Genomic DNA, 18,371 nt, shown 5'->3' on the forward strand with positions numbered 1-18,371 from the left:
CGATGAGCCGGCGGCGCCGGCCGTCGACGCGCCGGCACCGGTCGACGCACCGGCACCGGTCGACGCGCCGGCACCGGTCGACGCGCCGGCGCCAGTTGCCGCGCCGCTGGAGCCCGCACCGGCGCCGCCGGCGGTCGAGGCGTCGACGCCGTGCGAGATTGCCGCGGACCAGCTTCCGCAGGCCGGGCAGTGACGGCTCAGGCGGGGCGCATCCGTAGCACGTCCTCGACGAAGTCCATCGATTCGCCGGGGTCGGCCCCCAGCGGGTTGACCAGCAGCGTCGTCACACCGGACTCGGCAAAGGCGGCCAGGCGTTCGGCGACGTATCCGCGGGGACCGACGAGCGACATCCCGCGCACCAACTCGTCGGGCACCAACGCGGTGGCCTCGCGCTTGCGCCCCGACAGGTATAGCTCCTGGATCCGGTCCGCGACTTCACCGAAGCCGTAGCGCGTGGCCAGGTTGTGGTAGAAGTTGCGGCCCTTGGCGCCCATCCCGCCGAGGTAAAGGGCGAGCTGCGGCTTGCTCCAGGCCAGCCGGTCTTCGACGTCGTCGCCGGTCGCCAGCGACGCGTGCACCATCACGTCGAGCGGCCCCAGCGCCGGGTCGCGCTTGGCTGCGCCGGCGGCCAGCGCCTCGCCCCACACCAGATAGGCCTTGTCCGGCAGGTAGAAGACGGGCTGCCAGCCCTCGGCGATCTCGGCGGTGAGCTCGACGTTCTTCGGGCCCAGCGCCGCGATCGAGATTGGAATTCGTTCGCGCACAGGATGATTGATGAGCTGAAGGGCCTTGCCTAGCCCGGTTCCGCGGTCCGCGGGCAACGGGATCTGGTAGTGCTTGCCGGCGTATTGCACCCGCTCGCGGCGCCACACCTGGCGGCAGATCTCCACGATCTCGCGGGTGCGGCCCAGCGGCGCGTCGAACTCGACGCCGTGGAACCCCTCCATCACCTGCGGCCCCGAGGTGCCGATGCCGAGGCGAAACCGCCCGTCGGACACGAAGTCCAGGCCCGCGGCCGTCATCGCCAGCAGCGATGGCGTGCGGATGTAGATGGGCAACACCCCCGACGCCAGCTCGACGGTGTTGGTCTTGGCGGCCAGATAACCGAGCTGGCTGACGGCGTCGAAGGCATACGCCTCGGCCACCACCGCCACCTCGATGCCGGCCTTTTCGAGTTCGACGACGCGGTCGACGGCCTCGTGAAAGCCGCCCGAGTAATCCAGAGCGATCCCGATTCGCATCAACGACTCTTACCACGGGGGGCGCGGCGCGCCGTCGCTGGCATCTCAGCCCGCCGAGGTCCCCGTCCAGTACTCCGCGAAACGTTGACCGTCGGCGCTGAGGCGGAGGATGTCGTTGCCCGTGAACGAGACCGGGCCGTCCGCAGCGCGGCCCTGGCCGATCCAGCGGGCCGCGACCAGGTCGCCGTCGCAGAGCGGGCCGAGTTGTACCGCAAAGTTCAAGTCCGCCAGCATGCTTCGGGTCTGCGCAACCGTCCGCTGAAGTTCGTCGGGTCCGTGCACGTCGCGGTCGGGCCAATGACCCACGAAGTCCTCGGTGACGATCTCGGCCGCGATCGGCCGGCCGGCCCAGAGTTCGGTGATCCAGCGGTCGTAAAGCTCATCCACGGACTGCATGGTCAGCGACTACCCGCTCGCAGGGCCGCAATCACGTCAGGGGCGCGACGACTTCAGGACCGGGGTTGTTGCGTCCGCCACGCGTTCATTTTCGAGAACAGGTCGATGACAGAGCGGAGTTCGGATTCCGGCGTGTCATCGAGCAGGCCGGCCATGTGCTCGTTGATCTCCCCGTAGAAGGCGTTCACCTTCTTCAGTTTCGCGGGATTCAAGCGCACCAGCACGCTGCGGCGGTCGCGGGGGTTCGGCTCCCGCTTCACGTAGCCGGCATTCTCCAGTCGGTCGAGCATCACCGTGACGCCGCCGGTGGTCAGTCCGGTGCAGCGGGCCAATTCGCCCGGTGTCGACGGCCCCATCAGGTCGAGCACATTGATGCATTGCATGTCGGTGAGGCGCAGGCCCACCCGGTCGGCGACTTGCTGGTTGTAGAGAATGCTCCCCGCGATGAACTGCCTGATGGTTCGGACGAACGTCTCGCGCAACTGGGCGTTCTCAGGGTTTGACATCGACCTCAACTCGCTTTAAAAAATAAGTATCTTATCCAATAAGATACTTTCCTACCGAGGAGACTCTGGACATGACGGCACCGACGACGAAAGCGTATCGGGGGATCGGCATGGAGGGCGTGATCGCCCGCTGGTATGCCAAGAGCACCCGCAAGGACATCGAGCGCTTCCGCGCGCTGGCCGCGCGCCTGCGCGAGGTGGTGCCGCAGGGCGGCGATGTGCTGGAGGTGGCGCCGGGACCGGGCTATCTCGCGATCGAATTGGCAAAGGATGGAACTCGTCGCGTGACCGGGCTCGACATCAGCCGGACGATGGTGGAGCTGGCACGCAACAACGCCGCCGCGGCGGGTGTCGAGGCCGACTTCCACCGGGGCGACGCCTCGGCGATGCCCTTCGGGGACAACAGCTTCGATCTCGTGGTGTGCACCGCGGCGTTCAAGAATTTCACCCAACCGCACCAGGCGCTCGAGGAGATATTTCGCGTGCTGCGGCCCGGCGGCACGGCGCTGGTGGTCGACTTGCACAAGGACGCGCCGATGTCGGAGATCAGAAACTACTTCCGCGCCATGGGACTTGGGCTGGTCGACCGCTGGGTGACCATTGCGACGTTTCGGTTCATGCTGCTGAAGCGGGCCTACACGCGAGCACAGGTCGAACAGCTGCTGGCGGATATTCCCTTCCGGGAAAAGGAAATTCGGGCCGAAGGGGTCGGCCTCGAAGTGTGGCTCCGAAAGTGATCTGACCGCTCGCTACTTCAGCAGCGCGACGACCTTCTCTTCGAGCGCGACCGGCTCGGCCTCGGGGTCCACCGGAACCGTCCGCGGTAGCTTCACGTCCGGATCGGCGAAGTCGCGATACTTCTTGTCGCCGCCCAGCGCGTAGAGCAGGTATCCGGTCAGCAGCGCCCGGACCGACCGCTGGGTGCGTCGGTGCAGGCCCGGCAGCCCGACCACCTTCGTCAGTCGCCGACCCTCGACGAGCCCCCCGGGCTTGGCCTTGGCGACGATGCGCAGCGTGGCCGTCTCCCATGCGGCATCCAGCGCCAGGGCGTTGGAGTTCAACGACTTCGGGTCGTCCGGCGCGGTCAGGATCAGGCCCGGGACCTTCAGCGCCGCGGCGGGCTGCTCGGCCGGGGGACTGGTGACCGCCGGGAAGAGCGCCGCGACGGCCGCGGGCTTGTCGGGCATCCCGGCCGCGGCGAACACGGCGGCCGAGCCGCCGAAGCCGTGGCCCACCACGCCGAGCTTGGCGGGATGCACGCTGATGTTGCCGGGTCCCAGGCGCACGCCCGCCACGATGTCGAGGGCGGTACCGAGATCGAAGGCGAAGTTCAGCACGGAGGGCGCCAGCCCGCGCTGGGTGTCGGGGGCACCGGCCACGATGCCCCAAGAGGCGAGGTGCTCCAGCAGGCCCGAATAGCGGGCCGCGCCGGCGAGCCAATCATGGCCGAACGCGATGCCGGGCAGGTTGAGGCCCGCTTCGGGCGTGTAGACCACCCCTGGCAAACCGGCGAAGGCCAGGTCGCCGCGCAAAACACGGTGCGGGCCACGGCGGCTGAGGGCTGCGACGAGCTTGCGGGTGCGGGCCACCCGTCGACGTTAGCGCATGGGCGTCCTAGGCGATGACCTCGATCAGGCCCACCCGCCACAGCACCGCGTAGAGCTGGCGCAGCGGGATGCTCAGCAAATGCGCGGCGGCGTCCGCCAAGGGGTCGCCCCCGGCGCCGATCGGCGACCGGCGGGGCTGCTTCGGCGCCGGCTTGACGGCCGCTCGGGTCGCGGGCGGGCTGGTCGCCACGTCGTTGTACAGAACAGCGGTCATGATTCCCTCCTGGAAGCTGTTACGCGGGCGAAAGATTCAAGAGTTGTCTTTGTCTGAATGCGGCACACGCCCGATATTCGATTTGTTTTTACGTTCACGGATTGCGGAAATTGACGCGCCTACGGGTTAGCTGGACAGTCGTCATTCCTGATCTGGCGAGCGTCAGTGCCGTCCTTTTCCGCTGGCCGGTGCCATAGATTTCGCAGTTCGCCTTACTCCCCGGTGGTTGCCAGTACTAGCCGATACCGCGAAGCTTAAATGCACAGTTCGCTGCGGCAATGACGCCTCCGAAAACGTCGGTAATACATCAGGTGAAATGAGCTTCGGATTTATGAATAAGGCATGAATTCAAATGAACCCGCGGTGACGTCGGGTGGTCGGGTCGGGCGTGGGATTCCGGTCCGCGGCGCCGCCCTGACGGCGGACTGCCGGGTTAGCCGCAGGTCAGCCGCGTAAAAGCGGCTTGCCGGGATGCCTGCCGTACCCTAGTCAGAATGTGCGGGATCGTCGGCTACGTCGGGCAGCGCCCGGCCTGCGAGGTCGTCATGGACGCGCTGCGCCGGATGGAGTACCGCGGCTACGACTCGTCGGGAGTCGCCCTGGTCGACGGCCACGGCAAACTCACCGTGCGGCGACGTGCCGGCCGGCTGGCCAACCTGGAGGCGGCCATCGAGGAAACGGCCGCGACGGCGCCGGAATCGCTGGCCGGCACCACCGGCCTGGGCCATACCCGCTGGGCCACCCACGGCCGGCCCACCGACCGCAACGCGCACCCGCATCGCGACGCCGCGGGCAAGATCGCCGTCGTCCACAACGGCATCATCGAGAACTTCCCGGCCCTGCGCCACGAGCTGGAGGCGGCCGGGGTCGAGTTCGCCAGCGACACCGACACCGAGGTCGCGGTGCACCTGGTGGCGCAGGCCTACCGAAATGGACCGACTGCTGGTGATTTCCCGGCCTCGGTGCTGGCGGTGCTGCGCCGCCTCGAGGGCCACTTCACCCTGGTGTTCGCCAACGCCGACGAGCCGGGCACCATCGTCGCCGCGCGCCGCTCCACCCCGCTGGTGCTCGGGATCGGCGACGGCGAGATGTTCGTCGGCTCCGACGTGGCGGCGTTTATCGAACACACCCGCAACGCCGTCGAACTCGGACAGGACCAGGCGGTCGTGATCACCGCGGACGGCTACCGCATCACCGACTTCCACGGCAACGACGACGCCGCGAGTGCCCGTGTCTTTCACATCGACTGGGACCTCGCCGCGGCCGAAAAGGGCGGCTACCCCTACTTCATGCTCAAGGAGATCGCCGAGCAGCCCACCGCGGTCGCCGACACGCTGCTCGGGCACTTCGTCGACGGCCGGATCGTCCTCGACGAGCAGCGGCTCTCCGATCAGGAGCTGCGCGAGATCGACAAAGTCTTCGTGGTCGCCTGCGGCACCGCGTACCACTCGGGGCTGCTGGCCAAGTACGCGATCGAGCACTGGACCCGGCTGCCGGTCGAGGTCGAGCTGGCCAGCGAATTCCGCTACCGCGACCCGGTGCTGGACCGCAGCACCCTGGTCGTCGCCATCTCGCAGTCCGGGGAAACCGCCGACACCCTGGAGGCGGTCCGGCACGCCAAGGACCAGAAGGCGAAGGTGCTGGCGATCTGCAACACCAACGGATCGCAGATCCCGCGCGAGTGCGACGCGGTGCTCTACACCCGCGCCGGCCCGGAGATCGGTGTCGCCTCGACGAAGACCTTCCTGGCGCAGATCGCCGCCAACTACCTGGTCGGCCTGGCGCTGGCGCAGGCCCGCGGCACCAAGTACCCCGACGAGGTCGAGCGCGAGTACCGCGAGCTGGAGGCGATGCCCGACCTGGTGGCCCGGGTGCTCGCGACCATCGAGCCGGTCGCCGCGCTGGCGCATCAGTTTGCGCAATCGTCGACCGTGCTGTTCTTGGGTCGGCACGTCGGCTACCCGGTGGCGCTGGAGGGCGCGCTGAAGCTCAAGGAGCTGGCCTACATGCACGCCGAGGGGTTCGCCGCCGGCGAGCTCAAGCACGGCCCGATCGCGCTGATCGAGGACGGGCTGCCGGTCATCGTCGTGATGCCCTCGCCCAAGGGTCAGGCCACGCTGCATTCCAAGCTGCTGTCCAACATCCGCGAGATCCAGACCCGCGGGGCGGTGACCATCGTCATCTCCGAGGAGGGCGACGACACCGTGCGCCCCTACGCCGATCACCTGATCGAGATCCCCTCGGTGTCAACCCTTCTGCAGCCGCTCTTGTCGACCATCCCGCTGCAGGTGTTCGCCGCGTCGGTCGCGCAGGCCCGTGGCTACGACGTCGACAAGCCGCGAAACTTGGCCAAGTCCGTCACCGTCGAATAGTCTCTCCGCGCGGACAATTCATCCGAGTGAAGGGGAGGCACGTTGCCGGCCGATGGTCCGTCGCCGCGGGGGAGACGCTTCCGAAGGGTCTTGATCATCGGCCTGGTGGTCCTCTTCGTTGCGACCTATGCCATCACGGTGGGGCTCTACTCCAAGTCCGGGTGCGGCTGCCCCCGCCAGGTCACCGACGGCCAGCCGACGCCCGACGGCACCACCGTGACAATCGATCTGCAAGAGCTTCAGTCGGTGAAGGGCGGCCTGACCGGCAATGTCACCGTGTCGCCCGGACCCGAGCTGCTGGATCCGCTGACGGGCGGCCTCAAGGAGGACCTCACTGTCGCGGTCCACTCGGCGGTGTCGCCCACCCGGCGCACCTGGTCGAAGGGCATGGTGCCGGGCGTGATTCCCGTCCCGCTGACCATCACCGGGGACCCGTCGGATTACCCGTTCGACCACTACCACTCCGGCCCGATCACGGTTGACCTTCTGCACGGCGCCTCCCAAGTGCCGCAACGGGCGTCGGTGACGTTCGTCGACCGCCTTCCGGGTTGGCGCGTCGACATACCCGTCAGCGGCAAAGCGGATATCCCCGCGCCCTACCGGGTCGAGTTGCACCGGTCGCCGAGCACGGTGGCCTTCGCCGCCGTCCTCGTCGCCATGCTGATCGCGCTCGCCGGGATAGGCCTGTTCGTCGCCCTGCAGACGGCGCTCGACCGGCGCAAGTTTCAGCCGCCGATGACGACCTGGTATGCCGCGATGCTCTTTGCGGTGATGCCGCTGCGCAACGCTCTGCCCGACTCGCCGCCCATCGGGTCATGGATCGACGTGACCGTCACGCTGTGGGTGATCGTCGCGTTGGTGAACGCGATGCTGCTCTACATCTACTGCTGGTGGCGCCACCTGCGACCCGAGGCGTCTTAGCCGAAGTTTCACCGTGTCACGCCAGGCGTGCCAAAGTGGACCACGTGGCGAACGCATCGGTCGGGACACGGCTGCGGCGAATCTGGTTCGCGGTGTGGCGTTTCGTCGTCACCGCGCCGCTGACCTACACCTGGCTGCTGGTGCTGGCGATCACGACGATCATCCAGAACGAGTTGCCCGGCCGGCAACTGCACTCCGTGCTGTTGCACCGATCTACCAACATTCACGCGCTCGGCACCGACCCGCTCGACGTGCTGTTCTCCAGCCTGCTGTGGATCGACGGCAAGAACCTGGAACCGTACCTGCTGCTGTTCTCCCTGTTCCTCGCGCCGGCCGAGCACTGGCTGGGCCAGTTACGTTGGCTCACAATCGGATTGACCTCCCACATCCTGGCCACCTATATCAGCGAGGGCATCCTGTACTTCGCGATCGAGGAGCACGAGGCGCCGGAACGGCTGGTGCACGCCCGCGACATCGGGGTCAGCTATTTTCTGGTCGGCGTGATGGCGGTGCTGACCTATCACATCGCGCGGCCCTGGCGCTGGGGCTATCTCGGGGTGCTGCTGGTCATCTTCGGTTTCCCGTTGCTGACGATGACCCGCCACGGGGTGAACTTCACCGCGATCGGTCATTTCGCCGCGATCCTGATCGGGCTCTGCTTCTATCCGATGGCGCGCGAGCGCAAGCGCCCGGCGCTGAATCCCGCGAAAATCAGGGCGGCTTTCCGGCGAATCGGAACGCGCGAGGGCTAGGCGATGGGGCGGCAGGTACGCGCGCTCTACGGCGCGTCGCTGTCCCCCGACGCCACCGCGTTCGCCCACCTCGTCGACGACGGCGGCTATCCCCATGCGGTGCAGCGCTTCCTGCGCGGCCGCCGGGCCAGCTCGTCGCGCAACGTCGAGCTTCCGATCGAGGGCCCGGTCTCGCGGGTGATCCACTCCGCGGACGGGCACTGGCTGGCCTGCGAGGTGGCCCCGGAGGGCTTCACCCGCCGGCAGATCTGGGTCGTCACCACCGATCCCGACGACCGGATGGCCTGGCGCATCGACCGCGAGGAGGCCGGCACCGCCGAGCTGATCGGGTGGGACGGCACCCGGGTGGCGGCGATCCTGACCGGTGAGGACGGGGTCGGGCAGTCCTGCCTGATCGATCCGGCCGACGGCAATTGCGTTGTGCTAGACCGCCGTTCCGGCGCCCGGCTCGTCGACGCGTGGGCCGGGGCGGCGCTGATCCGGGTCGGGCCGCGCGGCTACCAGGAGATGGTCATGCTGCATGGGGACACCGAAATCGCGCTGTTGCCTTCGGATCCCGGCTCGGTGACGGCCAAGGGCGTCATCCTCGACGACCACCATCCGCGCCGCCTGCGCTACGGCCCGACCGGCGAGCTGAGCAGGCTGTACCGTCCGGGCGCGGGCGGCGACGGGTACTTCCGGGCCTTGCTCATCAGCGACAACGGCTGCGAGCACGCCCGGCTGGTGGAGGTCATCGCCACGCTGGACGGGGTGAGCTACTTCGTGGTCGCCGAGCGGCCCGACTGCGATCTGGACGAGTTCGTCGTCAGCGACGACATGTCCACCGTCGCGTTGCTGTGGAACCTGCACGGCCGCAGCGAGTTACAGATCCTGCACTACACCGACTACTCGCTGGCCGAACCGATCCCGCTGCCGGGCGACGTCGCCGGCGAGCTGACCATCAGCGCCGGCGGCTCGATGGTGGCGATGACCGTGCAGGGCCCGGCGATGCCGCGAACCGTCGAGCTGGTCGACACCCGCACCCGGGCATGGCAACTCATCGACTCAGAACCCAGTCGCGGCCCGATCGCCTCGGGCTTGGCCGCCCGGCCTTCGCTCGAGATGATCACCGCCCGTGACGGCCTGCAGCTGCCGTCCTGGCTGTACCGGGCGAGCGAAAACTGCTCAAGCGCTTTGGTTTACCTGCACGGCGGCCCGGAGGGCCAGGCCCGGCCCGACTACAGCGAGATCTTCCCCGAGCTGCTGGACGCCGGGATCAGCGTGCTGACGCCGAACGTGCGCGGTTCCGGCGGGCTGGGCCGCAGCTTCGTGCACGCCGACAACAAGGGCAAGCGGTTCGCGGCCATCGACGACGTCGTTGACTGTGTCCGCTTCCTGGTCGACAACGGGCTGGCCGACCCGGGGCGGATCGCGTGTGCGGGCTGGTCCTACGGCGGCTACCTGACGATGGCGGCCCTGACGTTTCACCCGGACTTGTTCGCGGCCGGCGTCACCATCTGCGGCATGAGCGATCTGACCACGTTCTACCGCAACACCGAGCCGTGGATCGCCGAGGCCGCCTACCCGGAGTACGGCCACCCGGTCAACGACCGCGCGCTGCTGGAGCGGCTCTCGCCGCTGCGCCGGGTCGACGTGCTGACCGCGCCGCTGCTGGTGGTGCACGGCGCGCACGACACCAACGTCCCGGTCAGCGAATCGGAACAGATCGTCGACGCGTTGCGGCGCGCGGGCCGGCAGGTGCGCTACATGTTGTTCGCCGACGACGGCCACGAGATCACCAAGCGCGAGAACCGCGCCGCTCTGGCCGAGGCGATGACCGCATGGCTGACGGAGGCGTTCGCCCGGCGCGCCTAGGGCATGGAATGCTTGCGGTGATGCGGCACTACTACTCCGTAGACGCCATCCGCGACGCCGAAGCGCCGCTGCTGGCCAGCCTCCCCGACGGCGCGCTGATGCGCCGCGCGGCCTTCGGGCTGGCCACCGCGATCGTCGCCGAGCTGACCGCGCGCGCGGGCGGGGTCGCCGGCCGGCGGGTGTGCGCGGTGGTCGGCTCGGGCGACAACGGCGGTGACGCGCTGTGGGCGGCGACCTTCGTGCGCCGCCGCGGGGCGGCCGCCGACGCGGTGCTGCTCAACCCGGAGCGCACCCACCGCAAGGGACTCGCGGCGTTCCGCAAGGCCGGCGGTCGCGTCGTCGAAAGAGTTTCGCCCGCAACAGATCTCGTGATCGACGGCGTCGTGGGGATCTCCGGCTCCGGCCCGCTGCGGCCCGCGGCGGCCGATGTGTTCGCGTCCGCCGATGCAATCCCGGTGGTCGCCGTCGACATCCCCAGCGGCATCGACGTGGCCACCGGCGCGGTCACCGGCCCCGCGGTACACGCGGCGCTGACCGTCACGTTCGGTGGGCTCAAACCCGTGCACGCGCTGGCCGACTGCGGCCGCGTCGAGCTGATCGACATCGGCTTGGATCTGCCCGAGACCGACCTGCTGGGTTTCGAGGCCGCCGACGTCGCGGCGCGCTGGCCGGTGCCCGGACCGCACGACGACAAGTACACCCAGGGGGTGACGGGCGTGATGGCCGGGTCGTCGACCTACCCCGGCGCCGCCGTCCTGTGCACCGGCGCCGCCGTAGCCGCCACCTCCGGCATGGTCCGCTACGCGGGCAGCGCGCACACGCAGGTGCTGGCGCAGTGGCCCGAGGTGATCGCGTCGCCAACCCCGGCCGCGGCCGGGCGGGTGCAGGCGTGGGTGGTCGGGCCGGGCTTGGGCACCGACGAAACCGGGGCCGCGGCGTTGTGGTTCGCGCTGGAGAGCGACCTTCCGGTGATCGTCGACGCCGACGCGCTGACCATCCTCGCGGCCCACCCCGAGCTCGTCATGAGCCGCGCCGCGCCCACGGTGCTGACCCCGCACGCGGGTGAATTCGCCCGGCTGGCGGGGAATCCGCCGGGCGATGACCGGGTGGCCGCGTGCCGGAAGCTGGCCGACGCGTTCGGCGCCACCGTGCTGCTCAAGGGCAACGTCACGATCATCGCCGACCCCGGCGGGCCGGTCTACCTCAATGCGGCCGGGCAGTCCTGGGCGGCCACGGCCGGGTCCGGCGATGTGCTGTCCGGGATGATCGGCGCGCTGCTGGCGTCCGGGCTGCCGGCCGCCGAGGCGGCCGCGGCGGCGGCGTTCGTGCACGCGCGGGCGGCCGCGCTGTCGGCCGCCGACCCGGGCCCGGGTGAGGCGCCGACGTCGTCGTCGCGGATGGTCCCGCACATCCGGGCCGCCCTGGCCGAGTTGTAGCCATCGAGAAAGGATCCGCCGTGTCCCGCCGCCACCCGTCCCTGCCCGCGCATGCGATCGCCCCCGCCTACACCGGCCGCTTGTTCACCGCGCCGGTGCCCGCGCTGCGGCTGCCCGAGGAGTCGATGGACCCCGAGGCCGCCTACCGCTTCATCCACGACGAGCTGATGCTCGACGGCAGTTCGCGGCTGAACCTGGCCACGTTCGTCACCACCTGGATGGATCCCGAGGCCGGCAAGCTGATGGCCGAGACGTTCGACAAGAACATGATCGACAAGGACGAATACCCGGCGACCGCGGCCATCGAGCAGCGCTGCGTCTGCATGGTGGCCGACCTGTTCCACGCCGAGGACCTGCGCGACGACGACCCGTCCAGCGCGATCGGGGTGTCGACGATCGGGTCCAGCGAGGCGGTGATGCTGGGCGGGCTGGCGCTGAAATGGCGGTGGCGCCAACGGATCGGCAAAGGCTGGGAGAAGCGGACCCCCAACCTGGTGATGGGCTCCAACGTCCAGGTGGTGTGGGAAAAGTTCTGCCGCTATTTCGACGTAGAGCCGCGCTACCTGCCGGTGGAGGAGGGGCGCTATGTGATCACCCCCGAGCAGGTCGTCGACGCCGTCGACGAGGACACCATCGGCGTGGTGGCCATCCTGGGCACCACCTACACCGGCGAGCTCGAACCCATCGCCCAGATCTGCGCGGCGCTGGACAAGCTGGCGGCCGGCGGTGGCGTGGATGTTCCGGTGCACGTCGACGCCGCCAGCGGGGGCTTCGTGGTGCCGTTCCTGCACCCGGGCCTGGAATGGGATTTCCGGCTGCCCCGGGTGGTGTCGATCAACGTCAGCGGCCACAAGTACGGGCTGACCTACCCCGGCATCGGGTTCGTCGTGTGGCGCAGCGCCGAGCACCTCCCGGACGAACTCGTGTTCCGGGTCAACTACCTGGGCGGAGACATGCCGACCTTCACGCTGAACTTCTCCCGACCCGGCAACCAGGTGGTCGGCCAGTACTACAACTTCCTGCGGCTGGGCCGCGAGGGATACACCAAGGTGATGCAGAGCCTGTCGTCGACCGCGCGCTGGCTCGGCGATCAGCTGCGCGAAGGCGAGCATTGCGAGCTGATCTCCGACGGCTCGGCGATCCCGGTGATCAGCTTCCGGCTCGCCAGGGACCGCGGCTACACCGAGTTCGACGTCTCCCACGAGCTGCGCGGCTACGGCTGGCAGGTGCCCGCCTACACCATGCCGGACAACGCCACCGACATCTCGGTGCTGCGCATCGTGGTGCGCGAAGGGCTCTCCGCCGACCTGGCCCGCGCGCTGCATGACGACGCCCGCAGCGCGCTGGCGTCGCTGGACAAGCTCAAGCCCGGCGGGCACTACGACGCCCAGCATTTCGCGCACTGAGCCTCGCTGCTTGTCACATCCGTCACATTGGCCCCGGCGGGGGAGGGATGTCTCTTGTGCCCGCCTCAGAGCGACAACCGGGCACATCGTGGGCCGCCCCGAGCGGGTGACTGCAGTGACGGCTGAGGGCGAGGCGCGCTTCCCCTCGAAGGGTTCTGGGACAATGGCGGTCATGAAAGGCCCCGCCGCCGTTACGCCGATCTCCCTGACGCCCGGGGTCCTCGCCGAGGCCGTGGTGGACCTGGGCGCCATCGCGCACAACGTGCGGGTGCTGCGCGAGCACGCCGGTGGCGCGGGGGTGATGGCGGTGGTCAAGGCCGACGGCTACGGCCACGGCGCGACTCGGGTCGCCCGCGCGGCGCTGGCGGCCGGGGCGGCCGAGCTGGGGGTGGCCACCGTCGACGAGGCGCTGGCGCTGCGCGCCGACGGGATCACCGCGCCGGTGCTGGCGTGGCTGCACCCGCCCGGCATCGACTTCGGCCCCGCGCTGCTGGCGGACGTGGAGATCGCTGTGTCTTCGGTGCGTCAGCTCGACGAGGTGACCGACGCGGTGCGCCGCACGGGACGCACGGCGACGGTGACCGTCAAGGTCGACACCGGGCTCAACCGCAACGGCGTCGCCCCGGCGAACTACCCGGCGATGCTGACCGCGCTGCGCCAGGCCGTCGCCGAGGACGCCATCCGGCTGCGCGGGCTGATGTCGCACATGGTGTTCGCCGACCAGCCCGAGAACCCGATCAACGACGTTCAGGCCCAACGGTTTTCCGACATGATCGCGCAGGCGCGCGCCGAGGGCCTGCGGTTCGAGGTCGCGCACCTGGCAAATTCGTCGGCCACGATGTCGCGCCCCGACCTGGCCTTCGACCTGGTGCGTCCCGGCATCGCGGTGTACGGCCTGAGCCCGGTGCCCCAGCTCGGTGACATGGGGTTGGTCCCGGCGATGACGGTGAAATGCGCTGTCGCGCTGGTCAAATCGATTCGCGCCGGCGACAGCGTTTCCTACGGGCACACCTGGACCGCGCAACGCGACACCAACCTGGCGCTGATGCCGATCGGGTACGCCGACGGCGTATTCCGCTCGCTGGGTGGGCGCCTGGAGGTGCTGATCAACGGGAGGCGACGCCCCGGTGCGGGCCGCATCTGCATGGACCAGTTCGTCGTCGACCTCGGTCCCGGGCCGCTCGACGTGGCCGAGGGCGACGAGGCGATCCTGTTCGGGCCGGGCACCCGGGGCGAGCCCACCGCACAAGAGTGGGCAGACCTGCTCGGCACCATCCACTACGAAGTGGTCACCAGCCCGCGGGGGCGGATCACCAGGACCTATCGCGAGGCCGAAACCATTGAGCCCTGACAAAACCCGCAGGCGCCACAGGGGCAGAGCCTGGCTTGCGGGAGGGGCCGGGGTGACCGCCGTCGCCACCATCGTCGGAGCCTCCGCCCGCCGCTCGATGACCCAGCGCGCGACGCTGCTCGAAGACCCTTACGCCGAAGAGGATTTCGAGACGATCGACAACGACCGCGCCTACGTGGTGACCACGCCCGACGGGGTCTCGCTGGCGGTCCGCGAGGCCGGCCCGCCCGACGCACCGGTGACCATGGTCTTCGTCCACGGATTCTGCCTGCGCATGGGCGCCTTCCATTTCCAGCGCACCCGGCTGCCGAATCGATTGGCCCCGCCCGTCCGGATGGTGTTCTACGACCAGCGCGGCCACGGGCGATCCGGCGCCGGCGCGCCCGAAACCTACAACCTCACCCAACTGGGCGAGGACCTCGAGACCGTGCTGAGGGCCGTGGCCCCCCACGGGGTGGTGGTGCTGGTCGGCCACTCGATGGGTGGCATGACGGTGTTGTCGCACGCGCGCCAGTTCCCCGGCCAGTACGGCAAGCGGATCGTCGGCGCCGCGATCATCTCTTCCGCGGCCGAGGGCGTGACGCGATCGCCGTTGGGCGAGATCCTGAAAAACCCTGCGCTGGACGCATTTCGGTTCACGGCGCGGTCCGCGCCCAAGCTGATGCACCGCGGCCGCAACGTGTCGCGGTCGCTGATCGGCCCGATCCTGCGGGCCGCCTCCTACAGCGACCTACAGGTCAGCCGCAGCCTGGACGCGTTCTCCCAGCGGATGATGAACGGCACCCCGATCGACACCATGGTTGGCTTTCTGGACGCCCTGGAAAAACACGACGAGACCGCCGGGCTGTGGACGTTGCTCAAGGTGCCGACCCTGATCGCGTGCGGCGATCATGACCTGCTCACCCCGGACGAATACTCGCGGAAGATGGCGGCCTCGCTGCCGCGCTCCGAGCTGGTCATCGTCTCCGGGGCCAGCCACCTGGCGCTGCTGGACAAGCCCGAGGCCATCAACGACGGGCTGGTCCGGCTCGTCCACCGGGCTGTGCCGGGCGAGATGGCGCTGCGGTACCGGCGACTGCGGGAAAGGTTGCGGCGCAATGGCTGATCGCGTCGACCCGCCGCGCCCGGCTTCGCCGCGCTTGCGATCGCCGCGGGCTGACAGCGTCGACGGGCAGGGCACGGCCACCTGCGAGCGCGTCGAGGACACCGTCGCGCTGGGCTCGCGGCTGGGCAGCCAGCTGCGCGCGGGCGACGTGGTGGTGCTCTCCGGACCGCTTGGTGCGGGAAAGACGGTGCTGGCCAAGGGGATTGCCGCGGCGATGGACGTCGATGGCCCGGTCACCTCGCCGTCGTACGTGCTGGCGCGGGTGCACCCGCCGCGGCGGCCGGGCGCGCCCGCGATGATTCACGTCGACATGTACCGGCTGCTGGATCACGGGGGCGCCGACCTGCTGGGCGAGCTGGACTCGCTGGACCTAGACACCGATCTCGACGACGCGGTCGTCGTGGTCGAGTGGGGCGAGGGCCTGGCCGAACGGCTGTCGGAGCGGCACCTCGACGTCCGGCTCGAGCGCGTCAGCCACTCCGACGTGCGGATCGCGACCTGGGAGTGGGGGCGCTCGTGAACGTGCTTGCGCTCGACACCGCCACCCCTGCCGTGACGGCGGGCGTCGTACGACTCGAGGACCTGACGGTCCTGGCCGAGCGGGTCACCCACGACGCCCGCGCGCACGCCGAGCGGCTGACCCCCAATGCGCTGGCCGCCCTCGCCGACGCCGGGCTGACCATGGGCGATCTCGACGCCGTCGTGGTGGGCTGCGGACCCGGCCCGTTCACCGGCCTGCGGGCCGGGATGGCGACCGCCGCCGCGTACGGGCACGCGCTGGGCATCCCGGTGCGCGGGGTGTGCAGCCTGGACGCCATCGGGGTGCGCACCACCGGCGACGTGCTGGTGGTCACCGACGCCCGGCGCCGCGAGGTCTACTGGGCCCGGTATCGCGACGGGTTCCGCATGGCGGGTCCCGGCGTCAATGCCCCAGCCGACGTCGACCCCGGCACGGCCGTCGCGGTCGCCGGCTCGCCCGAGCACGCCGCCCGGTTCGGCCTGCCGGTCTGCGGGCCGGCCCACCCGACGCCGGCGGGCCTGGTGGCGGCGGTACCCGACTGGTCCGAGCGCCCACTGCCGCTCGTGGCGCTGTACCTGCGCCGCCCCGACGCCAAGCCCCTGGCGGCACCCCGATGACCGCGTGCAGCGAGCACGTGACCATCGGCGCCTTGACACCCGCCGACGCCGAGCGCTGCGCCGAGCTGGAGGCGGTGCTGTTCCCGGGCGACGACCCTTGGCCCGCGGTGGCGTTCAACCGCGAGCTCGCCGCCAAGCACAACCACTACGCGGCCGCCCGGGTCGGCGACATCCTGGTCGGCTACGCCGGCATCTCGCGGTTGGGCCGCGTCCCGCCGTTCGAGTACGAGGTGCACACCATCGGGGTGGATCCGGCCTATCAAGGCAGGGGCATCGGCCGCCGGCTGCTCGACGACCTGCTCGATTTCGCCGGCGACGGCGTCGTCTACCTGGAGGTTCGCACCGACAACGAGGCGGCCATCGGGCTCTACCGCAGCGCAGGATTCGCGCAGATCGGCCTGCGCAAGCGCTACTACCGGGTCAGCGGCGCCGACGCGTACACCATGCGGCGGGAGGGGCAATGATCGTCCTGGCAATCGAAACCTCCTGCGACGAAACGGGAGTCGGGATCGCGCGCCTCGACGAGGACGGCACCGTGACACTGCTCGCCGACGAGGTGGCGTCCAGCGTCGACGAACACGTCCGCTTCGGCGGCGTCGTCCCCGAGATCGCCTCGCGCGCGCATCTGGAGGCGCTCGGCCCGGCCATGCGCCGCGCGCTGGCGACGGCGGGGCTCGACAAGCCCGACGTCGTTGCGGCCACCATCGGGCCCGGGCTGGCCGGCGCACTGCTGGTGGGAGTGGCTGCGGCCAAGGCGTATTCGGCCGCCTGGGACGTGCCGTTCTACGCCGTGAACCACCTGGGCGGGCACCTGGCCGCCGACGTCTACGAACACGGACCCCTGCCCGAATGCGTGGCTCTGCTGGTGTCGGGCGGGCACACCCACCTGCTGCACGTGCGCTCCCTCGGCGAGCCGATCGTCGAACTGGGCAGCACCGTCGACGACGCCGCCGGCGAGGCCTACGACAAGGTGGCGCGGCTGCTGGGGTTGGGCTACCCGGGCGGCAAGGTGCTCGACGACCTGGGCCGCACCGGCGATCCCGACGCCATCCCGTTGCCGCGCGGCATGACCGGTCCCCGCGACGACCCGTACGCGTTCAGCTTCTCCGGGCTCAAGACCGCCGTCGCGCGCTACGTCGAAAGCCACCCCGACGCGGCCACCGCCGACGTCGCCGCCGGCTTCCAGGAGGCGGTCGCCGACGTGCTCACCGGAAAGGCGGTGCGCGCGGCGAGCGAGCTCGGCGTCTCGACGCTGCTGATCGCCGGGGGAGTGGCCGCGAACTCGCGATTGCGGGAGCTGGCCACCGAGCGCTGCGCGGCGGCCGGCCTCACGCTGCGCATCCCCCGGCCCCGGCTGTGCACCGACAACGGGGCGATGATCGCCGCCTTCGCCGCGCACCTGGTGGCGGCGGGCGCGGCGCCGTCGCCGCTGGACGTCCCCAGCGACCCCGGCCTGCCGGTGGTAAAAGCCCAGGTGGGCTGACGTTCGCTCTGCGCGGACACGCCGGGAGGCGAGAAGCACCATGGCGCCCTTGAGTGCTAGCACTCGCATGTATAGAGTGCTAGGTGGCAATCGGCCAAGCCCCTGTGTCGGCACCCGCGACGACGGCGCGAGGGCACGGATGGATGCTGGGTCAACTGATAATCCGGCCGGGGCGAATGCCCCGGACCCGGATCTAACACATGTCCGGGGCGAAGGCTCCGGCCCGATCTAACTAGTGGAGGGCTCCAATCGTGGCGAAGGTGAACATCAAGCCACTCGAGGACAAGATTCTCGTGCAGGCCAACGAGGCCGAGACCACGACCGCGTCCGGTCTGGTCATTCCTGACACCGCCAAGGAGAAGCCGCAGGAAGGCACCGTCGTCGCAGTCGGCCCGGGCCGTTGGGACGAGGACGGCGAGAAGCGGATCCCGCTGGACGTCTCGGAGGGTGACACCGTCATCTACAGCAAGTACGGCGGCACCGAGATCAAGTACAACGGCGAGGAGTACCTGATCCTGTCCGCGCGCGACGTGCTGGCTGTCGTATCCAAGTAAGGACCGTGTTCCGCCCCGGCGATCCCCGCGCACCCC

19 protein-coding genes and 1 pseudogene are annotated in these 18,371 nt (G+C 69.8%); 15 read left to right on the forward strand and 5 right to left on the reverse strand.

Annotated elements, in window-relative coordinates; genetic code table 11:
* Positions 1–193: pseudogene (locus N415_RS10745) on the forward strand (hypothetical protein); the annotation flags it as partial.
* 4 nt (positions 194–197) lie between these two features.
* Here the strand turns inward: N415_RS10745 and N415_RS10750 are convergent.
* From N415_RS10750 to N415_RS10760, 3 genes are read right to left on the reverse strand one after another with little or no spacing between them, the layout of a single operon-like run.
* Positions 198–1,241 carry an LLM class F420-dependent oxidoreductase gene (locus tag N415_RS10750; RefSeq protein ID WP_068180797.1) on the reverse strand — a complete coding sequence of 348 codons (1,044 nt, stop codon included), beginning with the start codon at positions 1,239–1,241 and terminating at the stop codon, positions 198–200.
* A gap of 45 nt (positions 1,242–1,286) precedes the next feature.
* Positions 1,287–1,637 carry a nuclear transport factor 2 family protein gene (locus N415_RS10755; protein WP_068180800.1) on the reverse strand — a complete coding sequence of 117 codons (351 nt, stop codon included), beginning with the start codon at positions 1,635–1,637 and terminating at the stop codon, positions 1,287–1,289.
* A gap of 53 nt (positions 1,638–1,690) precedes the next feature.
* Entirely contained in the window at positions 1,691–2,119 is a 429-nt protein-coding gene (locus N415_RS10760; protein ID WP_161630296.1) for a MarR family winged helix-turn-helix transcriptional regulator, read from the reverse strand.
* Between the two features lie 95 nt (positions 2,120–2,214).
* On the opposite strand from N415_RS10760, the gene N415_RS10765 reads away from it, so the two are divergent.
* On the forward strand, positions 2,215–2,880 hold the full coding sequence (locus N415_RS10765; RefSeq protein ID WP_068180808.1) for a class I SAM-dependent methyltransferase: 666 nt from the start codon (positions 2,215–2,217) through the stop codon (positions 2,878–2,880).
* 12 nt (positions 2,881–2,892) lie between these two features.
* On the opposite strand, the gene N415_RS10770 is transcribed toward N415_RS10765, so the two are convergent.
* Together N415_RS10770 and N415_RS10775 are read right to left on the reverse strand one after the other, a co-directional pair.
* Positions 2,893–3,732 carry a dienelactone hydrolase family protein gene (locus N415_RS10770; RefSeq protein WP_068180810.1) on the reverse strand — a complete coding sequence of 280 codons (840 nt, stop codon included), beginning with the start codon at positions 3,730–3,732 and terminating at the stop codon, positions 2,893–2,895.
* Positions 3,733–3,757: 25 nt separating this feature from the next.
* Complete coding sequence (locus tag N415_RS10775) at positions 3,758–3,964, reverse strand: Rv1535 family protein (protein ID WP_068180812.1); 207 nt, start codon at positions 3,962–3,964, stop codon at positions 3,758–3,760.
* 494 nt (positions 3,965–4,458) lie between these two features.
* Here N415_RS10775 and glmS point away from each other — a divergent pair, with 494 nt between their 5' ends.
* The 13 genes from glmS to groES all read left to right on the forward strand — a co-directional run bounded on the left by glmS (position 4,459) and on the right by groES (position 18,335).
* Positions 4,459–6,336 (forward strand): glutamine--fructose-6-phosphate transaminase (isomerizing), encoded by a 1,878-nt coding sequence (gene glmS, locus N415_RS10780; RefSeq protein WP_068180815.1) that lies wholly within the window; start codon positions 4,459–4,461, stop codon positions 6,334–6,336.
* 42 nt (positions 6,337–6,378) lie between these two features.
* Positions 6,379–7,257, forward strand: a complete 879-nt coding sequence (locus N415_RS10785) for a DUF4436 domain-containing protein (protein ID WP_068180818.1) — start codon at positions 6,379–6,381, stop codon at positions 7,255–7,257.
* A 71-nt stretch (positions 7,258–7,328) separates the two neighbouring features.
* A complete protein-coding gene (locus N415_RS10790; protein ID WP_068180966.1) occupies positions 7,329–8,009 on the forward strand; it encodes a rhomboid-like protein in 681 nt (226 codons plus the stop codon).
* Between the two features lie 3 nt (positions 8,010–8,012).
* The gene (locus N415_RS10795) at positions 8,013–9,863 is read left to right on the forward strand and encodes an alpha/beta fold hydrolase (protein WP_068180821.1); all 1,851 of its coding nucleotides are present in this window, start codon (positions 8,013–8,015) and stop codon (positions 9,861–9,863) included.
* A gap of 20 nt (positions 9,864–9,883) precedes the next feature.
* Positions 9,884–11,299, forward strand: a complete 1,416-nt coding sequence (locus N415_RS10800; protein WP_068180969.1) for an NAD(P)H-hydrate dehydratase — start codon at positions 9,884–9,886, stop codon at positions 11,297–11,299.
* Between the two features lie 20 nt (positions 11,300–11,319).
* The gene (locus N415_RS10805) at positions 11,320–12,705 is read left to right on the forward strand and encodes a glutamate decarboxylase (protein WP_068180825.1); all 1,386 of its coding nucleotides are present in this window, start codon (positions 11,320–11,322) and stop codon (positions 12,703–12,705) included.
* A 172-nt stretch (positions 12,706–12,877) separates the two neighbouring features.
* Entirely contained in the window at positions 12,878–14,056 is a 1,179-nt protein-coding gene (alr, locus tag N415_RS10810) for an alanine racemase (RefSeq protein ID WP_068180974.1), read from the forward strand.
* 52 nt (positions 14,057–14,108) lie between these two features.
* A complete protein-coding gene (locus tag N415_RS10815) occupies positions 14,109–15,161 on the forward strand; it encodes an alpha/beta hydrolase (RefSeq protein ID WP_193376429.1) in 1,053 nt (350 codons plus the stop codon).
* Positions 15,154–15,681 (forward strand): tRNA (adenosine(37)-N6)-threonylcarbamoyltransferase complex ATPase subunit type 1 TsaE, encoded by a 528-nt coding sequence (gene tsaE / locus N415_RS10820; protein WP_152531322.1) that lies wholly within the window; start codon positions 15,154–15,156, stop codon positions 15,679–15,681. Before N415_RS10815 ends, tsaE begins: the two co-directional genes overlap by 8 nt.
* On the forward strand, positions 15,660–16,298 hold the full coding sequence (gene tsaB, locus N415_RS10825) for a tRNA (adenosine(37)-N6)-threonylcarbamoyltransferase complex dimerization subunit type 1 TsaB (protein ID WP_152531329.1): 639 nt from the start codon (positions 15,660–15,662) through the stop codon (positions 16,296–16,298). The genes tsaE and tsaB overlap by 22 nt, the downstream gene beginning before the upstream one ends.
* On the forward strand, positions 16,295–16,762 hold the full coding sequence (gene rimI, locus N415_RS10830; RefSeq protein WP_068180835.1) for a ribosomal protein S18-alanine N-acetyltransferase: 468 nt from the start codon (positions 16,295–16,297) through the stop codon (positions 16,760–16,762). Before tsaB ends, rimI begins: the two co-directional genes overlap by 4 nt.
* Positions 16,759–17,781, forward strand: a complete 1,023-nt coding sequence (tsaD, locus tag N415_RS10835; protein WP_068180838.1) for a tRNA (adenosine(37)-N6)-threonylcarbamoyltransferase complex transferase subunit TsaD — start codon at positions 16,759–16,761, stop codon at positions 17,779–17,781. Before rimI ends, tsaD begins: the two co-directional genes overlap by 4 nt.
* A 251-nt stretch (positions 17,782–18,032) precedes the next feature.
* Complete coding sequence (groES, locus tag N415_RS10840) at positions 18,033–18,335, forward strand: co-chaperone GroES (protein WP_007167930.1); 303 nt, start codon at positions 18,033–18,035, stop codon at positions 18,333–18,335.
* The last annotated feature ends 36 nt before the right edge of the window (positions 18,336–18,371 follow it).

Origin of the sequence: Mycobacterium sp. UM_CSW, assembly GCF_000455205.1 — a bacterium.
Lineage (GTDB): Bacteria > Actinomycetota > Actinomycetes > Mycobacteriales > Mycobacteriaceae > Mycobacterium.

Excerpts from the sequence above, each read along its gene's own strand:
- N415_RS10750 (WP_068180797.1), bottom strand. The coding sequence starts at position 1,241 with ATGCGAATCGGGATCGCTCTGGATTACTCGGGCGGCTTTCACGAGGCC.
- N415_RS10755 (WP_068180800.1), bottom strand. The coding sequence starts at position 1,637 with ATGCAGTCCGTGGATGAGCTTTACGACCGCTGGATCACCGAACTCTGG.
- N415_RS10765 (WP_068180808.1), top strand. The coding sequence starts at position 2,215 with ATGACGGCACCGACGACGAAAGCGTATCGGGGGATCGGCATGGAGGGC.
- N415_RS10775 (WP_068180812.1), bottom strand. The coding sequence starts at position 3,964 with ATGACCGCTGTTCTGTACAACGACGTGGCGACCAGCCCGCCCGCGACC.
- glmS (WP_068180815.1), top strand. The coding sequence starts at position 4,459 with ATGTGCGGGATCGTCGGCTACGTCGGGCAGCGCCCGGCCTGCGAGGTC.
- N415_RS10795 (WP_068180821.1), top strand. The coding sequence starts at position 8,013 with ATGGGGCGGCAGGTACGCGCGCTCTACGGCGCGTCGCTGTCCCCCGAC.
- N415_RS10800 (WP_068180969.1), top strand. The coding sequence starts at position 9,884 with ATGCGGCACTACTACTCCGTAGACGCCATCCGCGACGCCGAAGCGCCG.
- alr (WP_068180974.1), top strand. The coding sequence starts at position 12,878 with ATGAAAGGCCCCGCCGCCGTTACGCCGATCTCCCTGACGCCCGGGGTC.
- tsaE (WP_152531322.1), top strand. The coding sequence starts at position 15,154 with ATGGCTGATCGCGTCGACCCGCCGCGCCCGGCTTCGCCGCGCTTGCGA.
- rimI (WP_068180835.1), top strand. The coding sequence starts at position 16,295 with ATGACCGCGTGCAGCGAGCACGTGACCATCGGCGCCTTGACACCCGCC.
- tsaD (WP_068180838.1), top strand. The coding sequence starts at position 16,759 with ATGATCGTCCTGGCAATCGAAACCTCCTGCGACGAAACGGGAGTCGGG.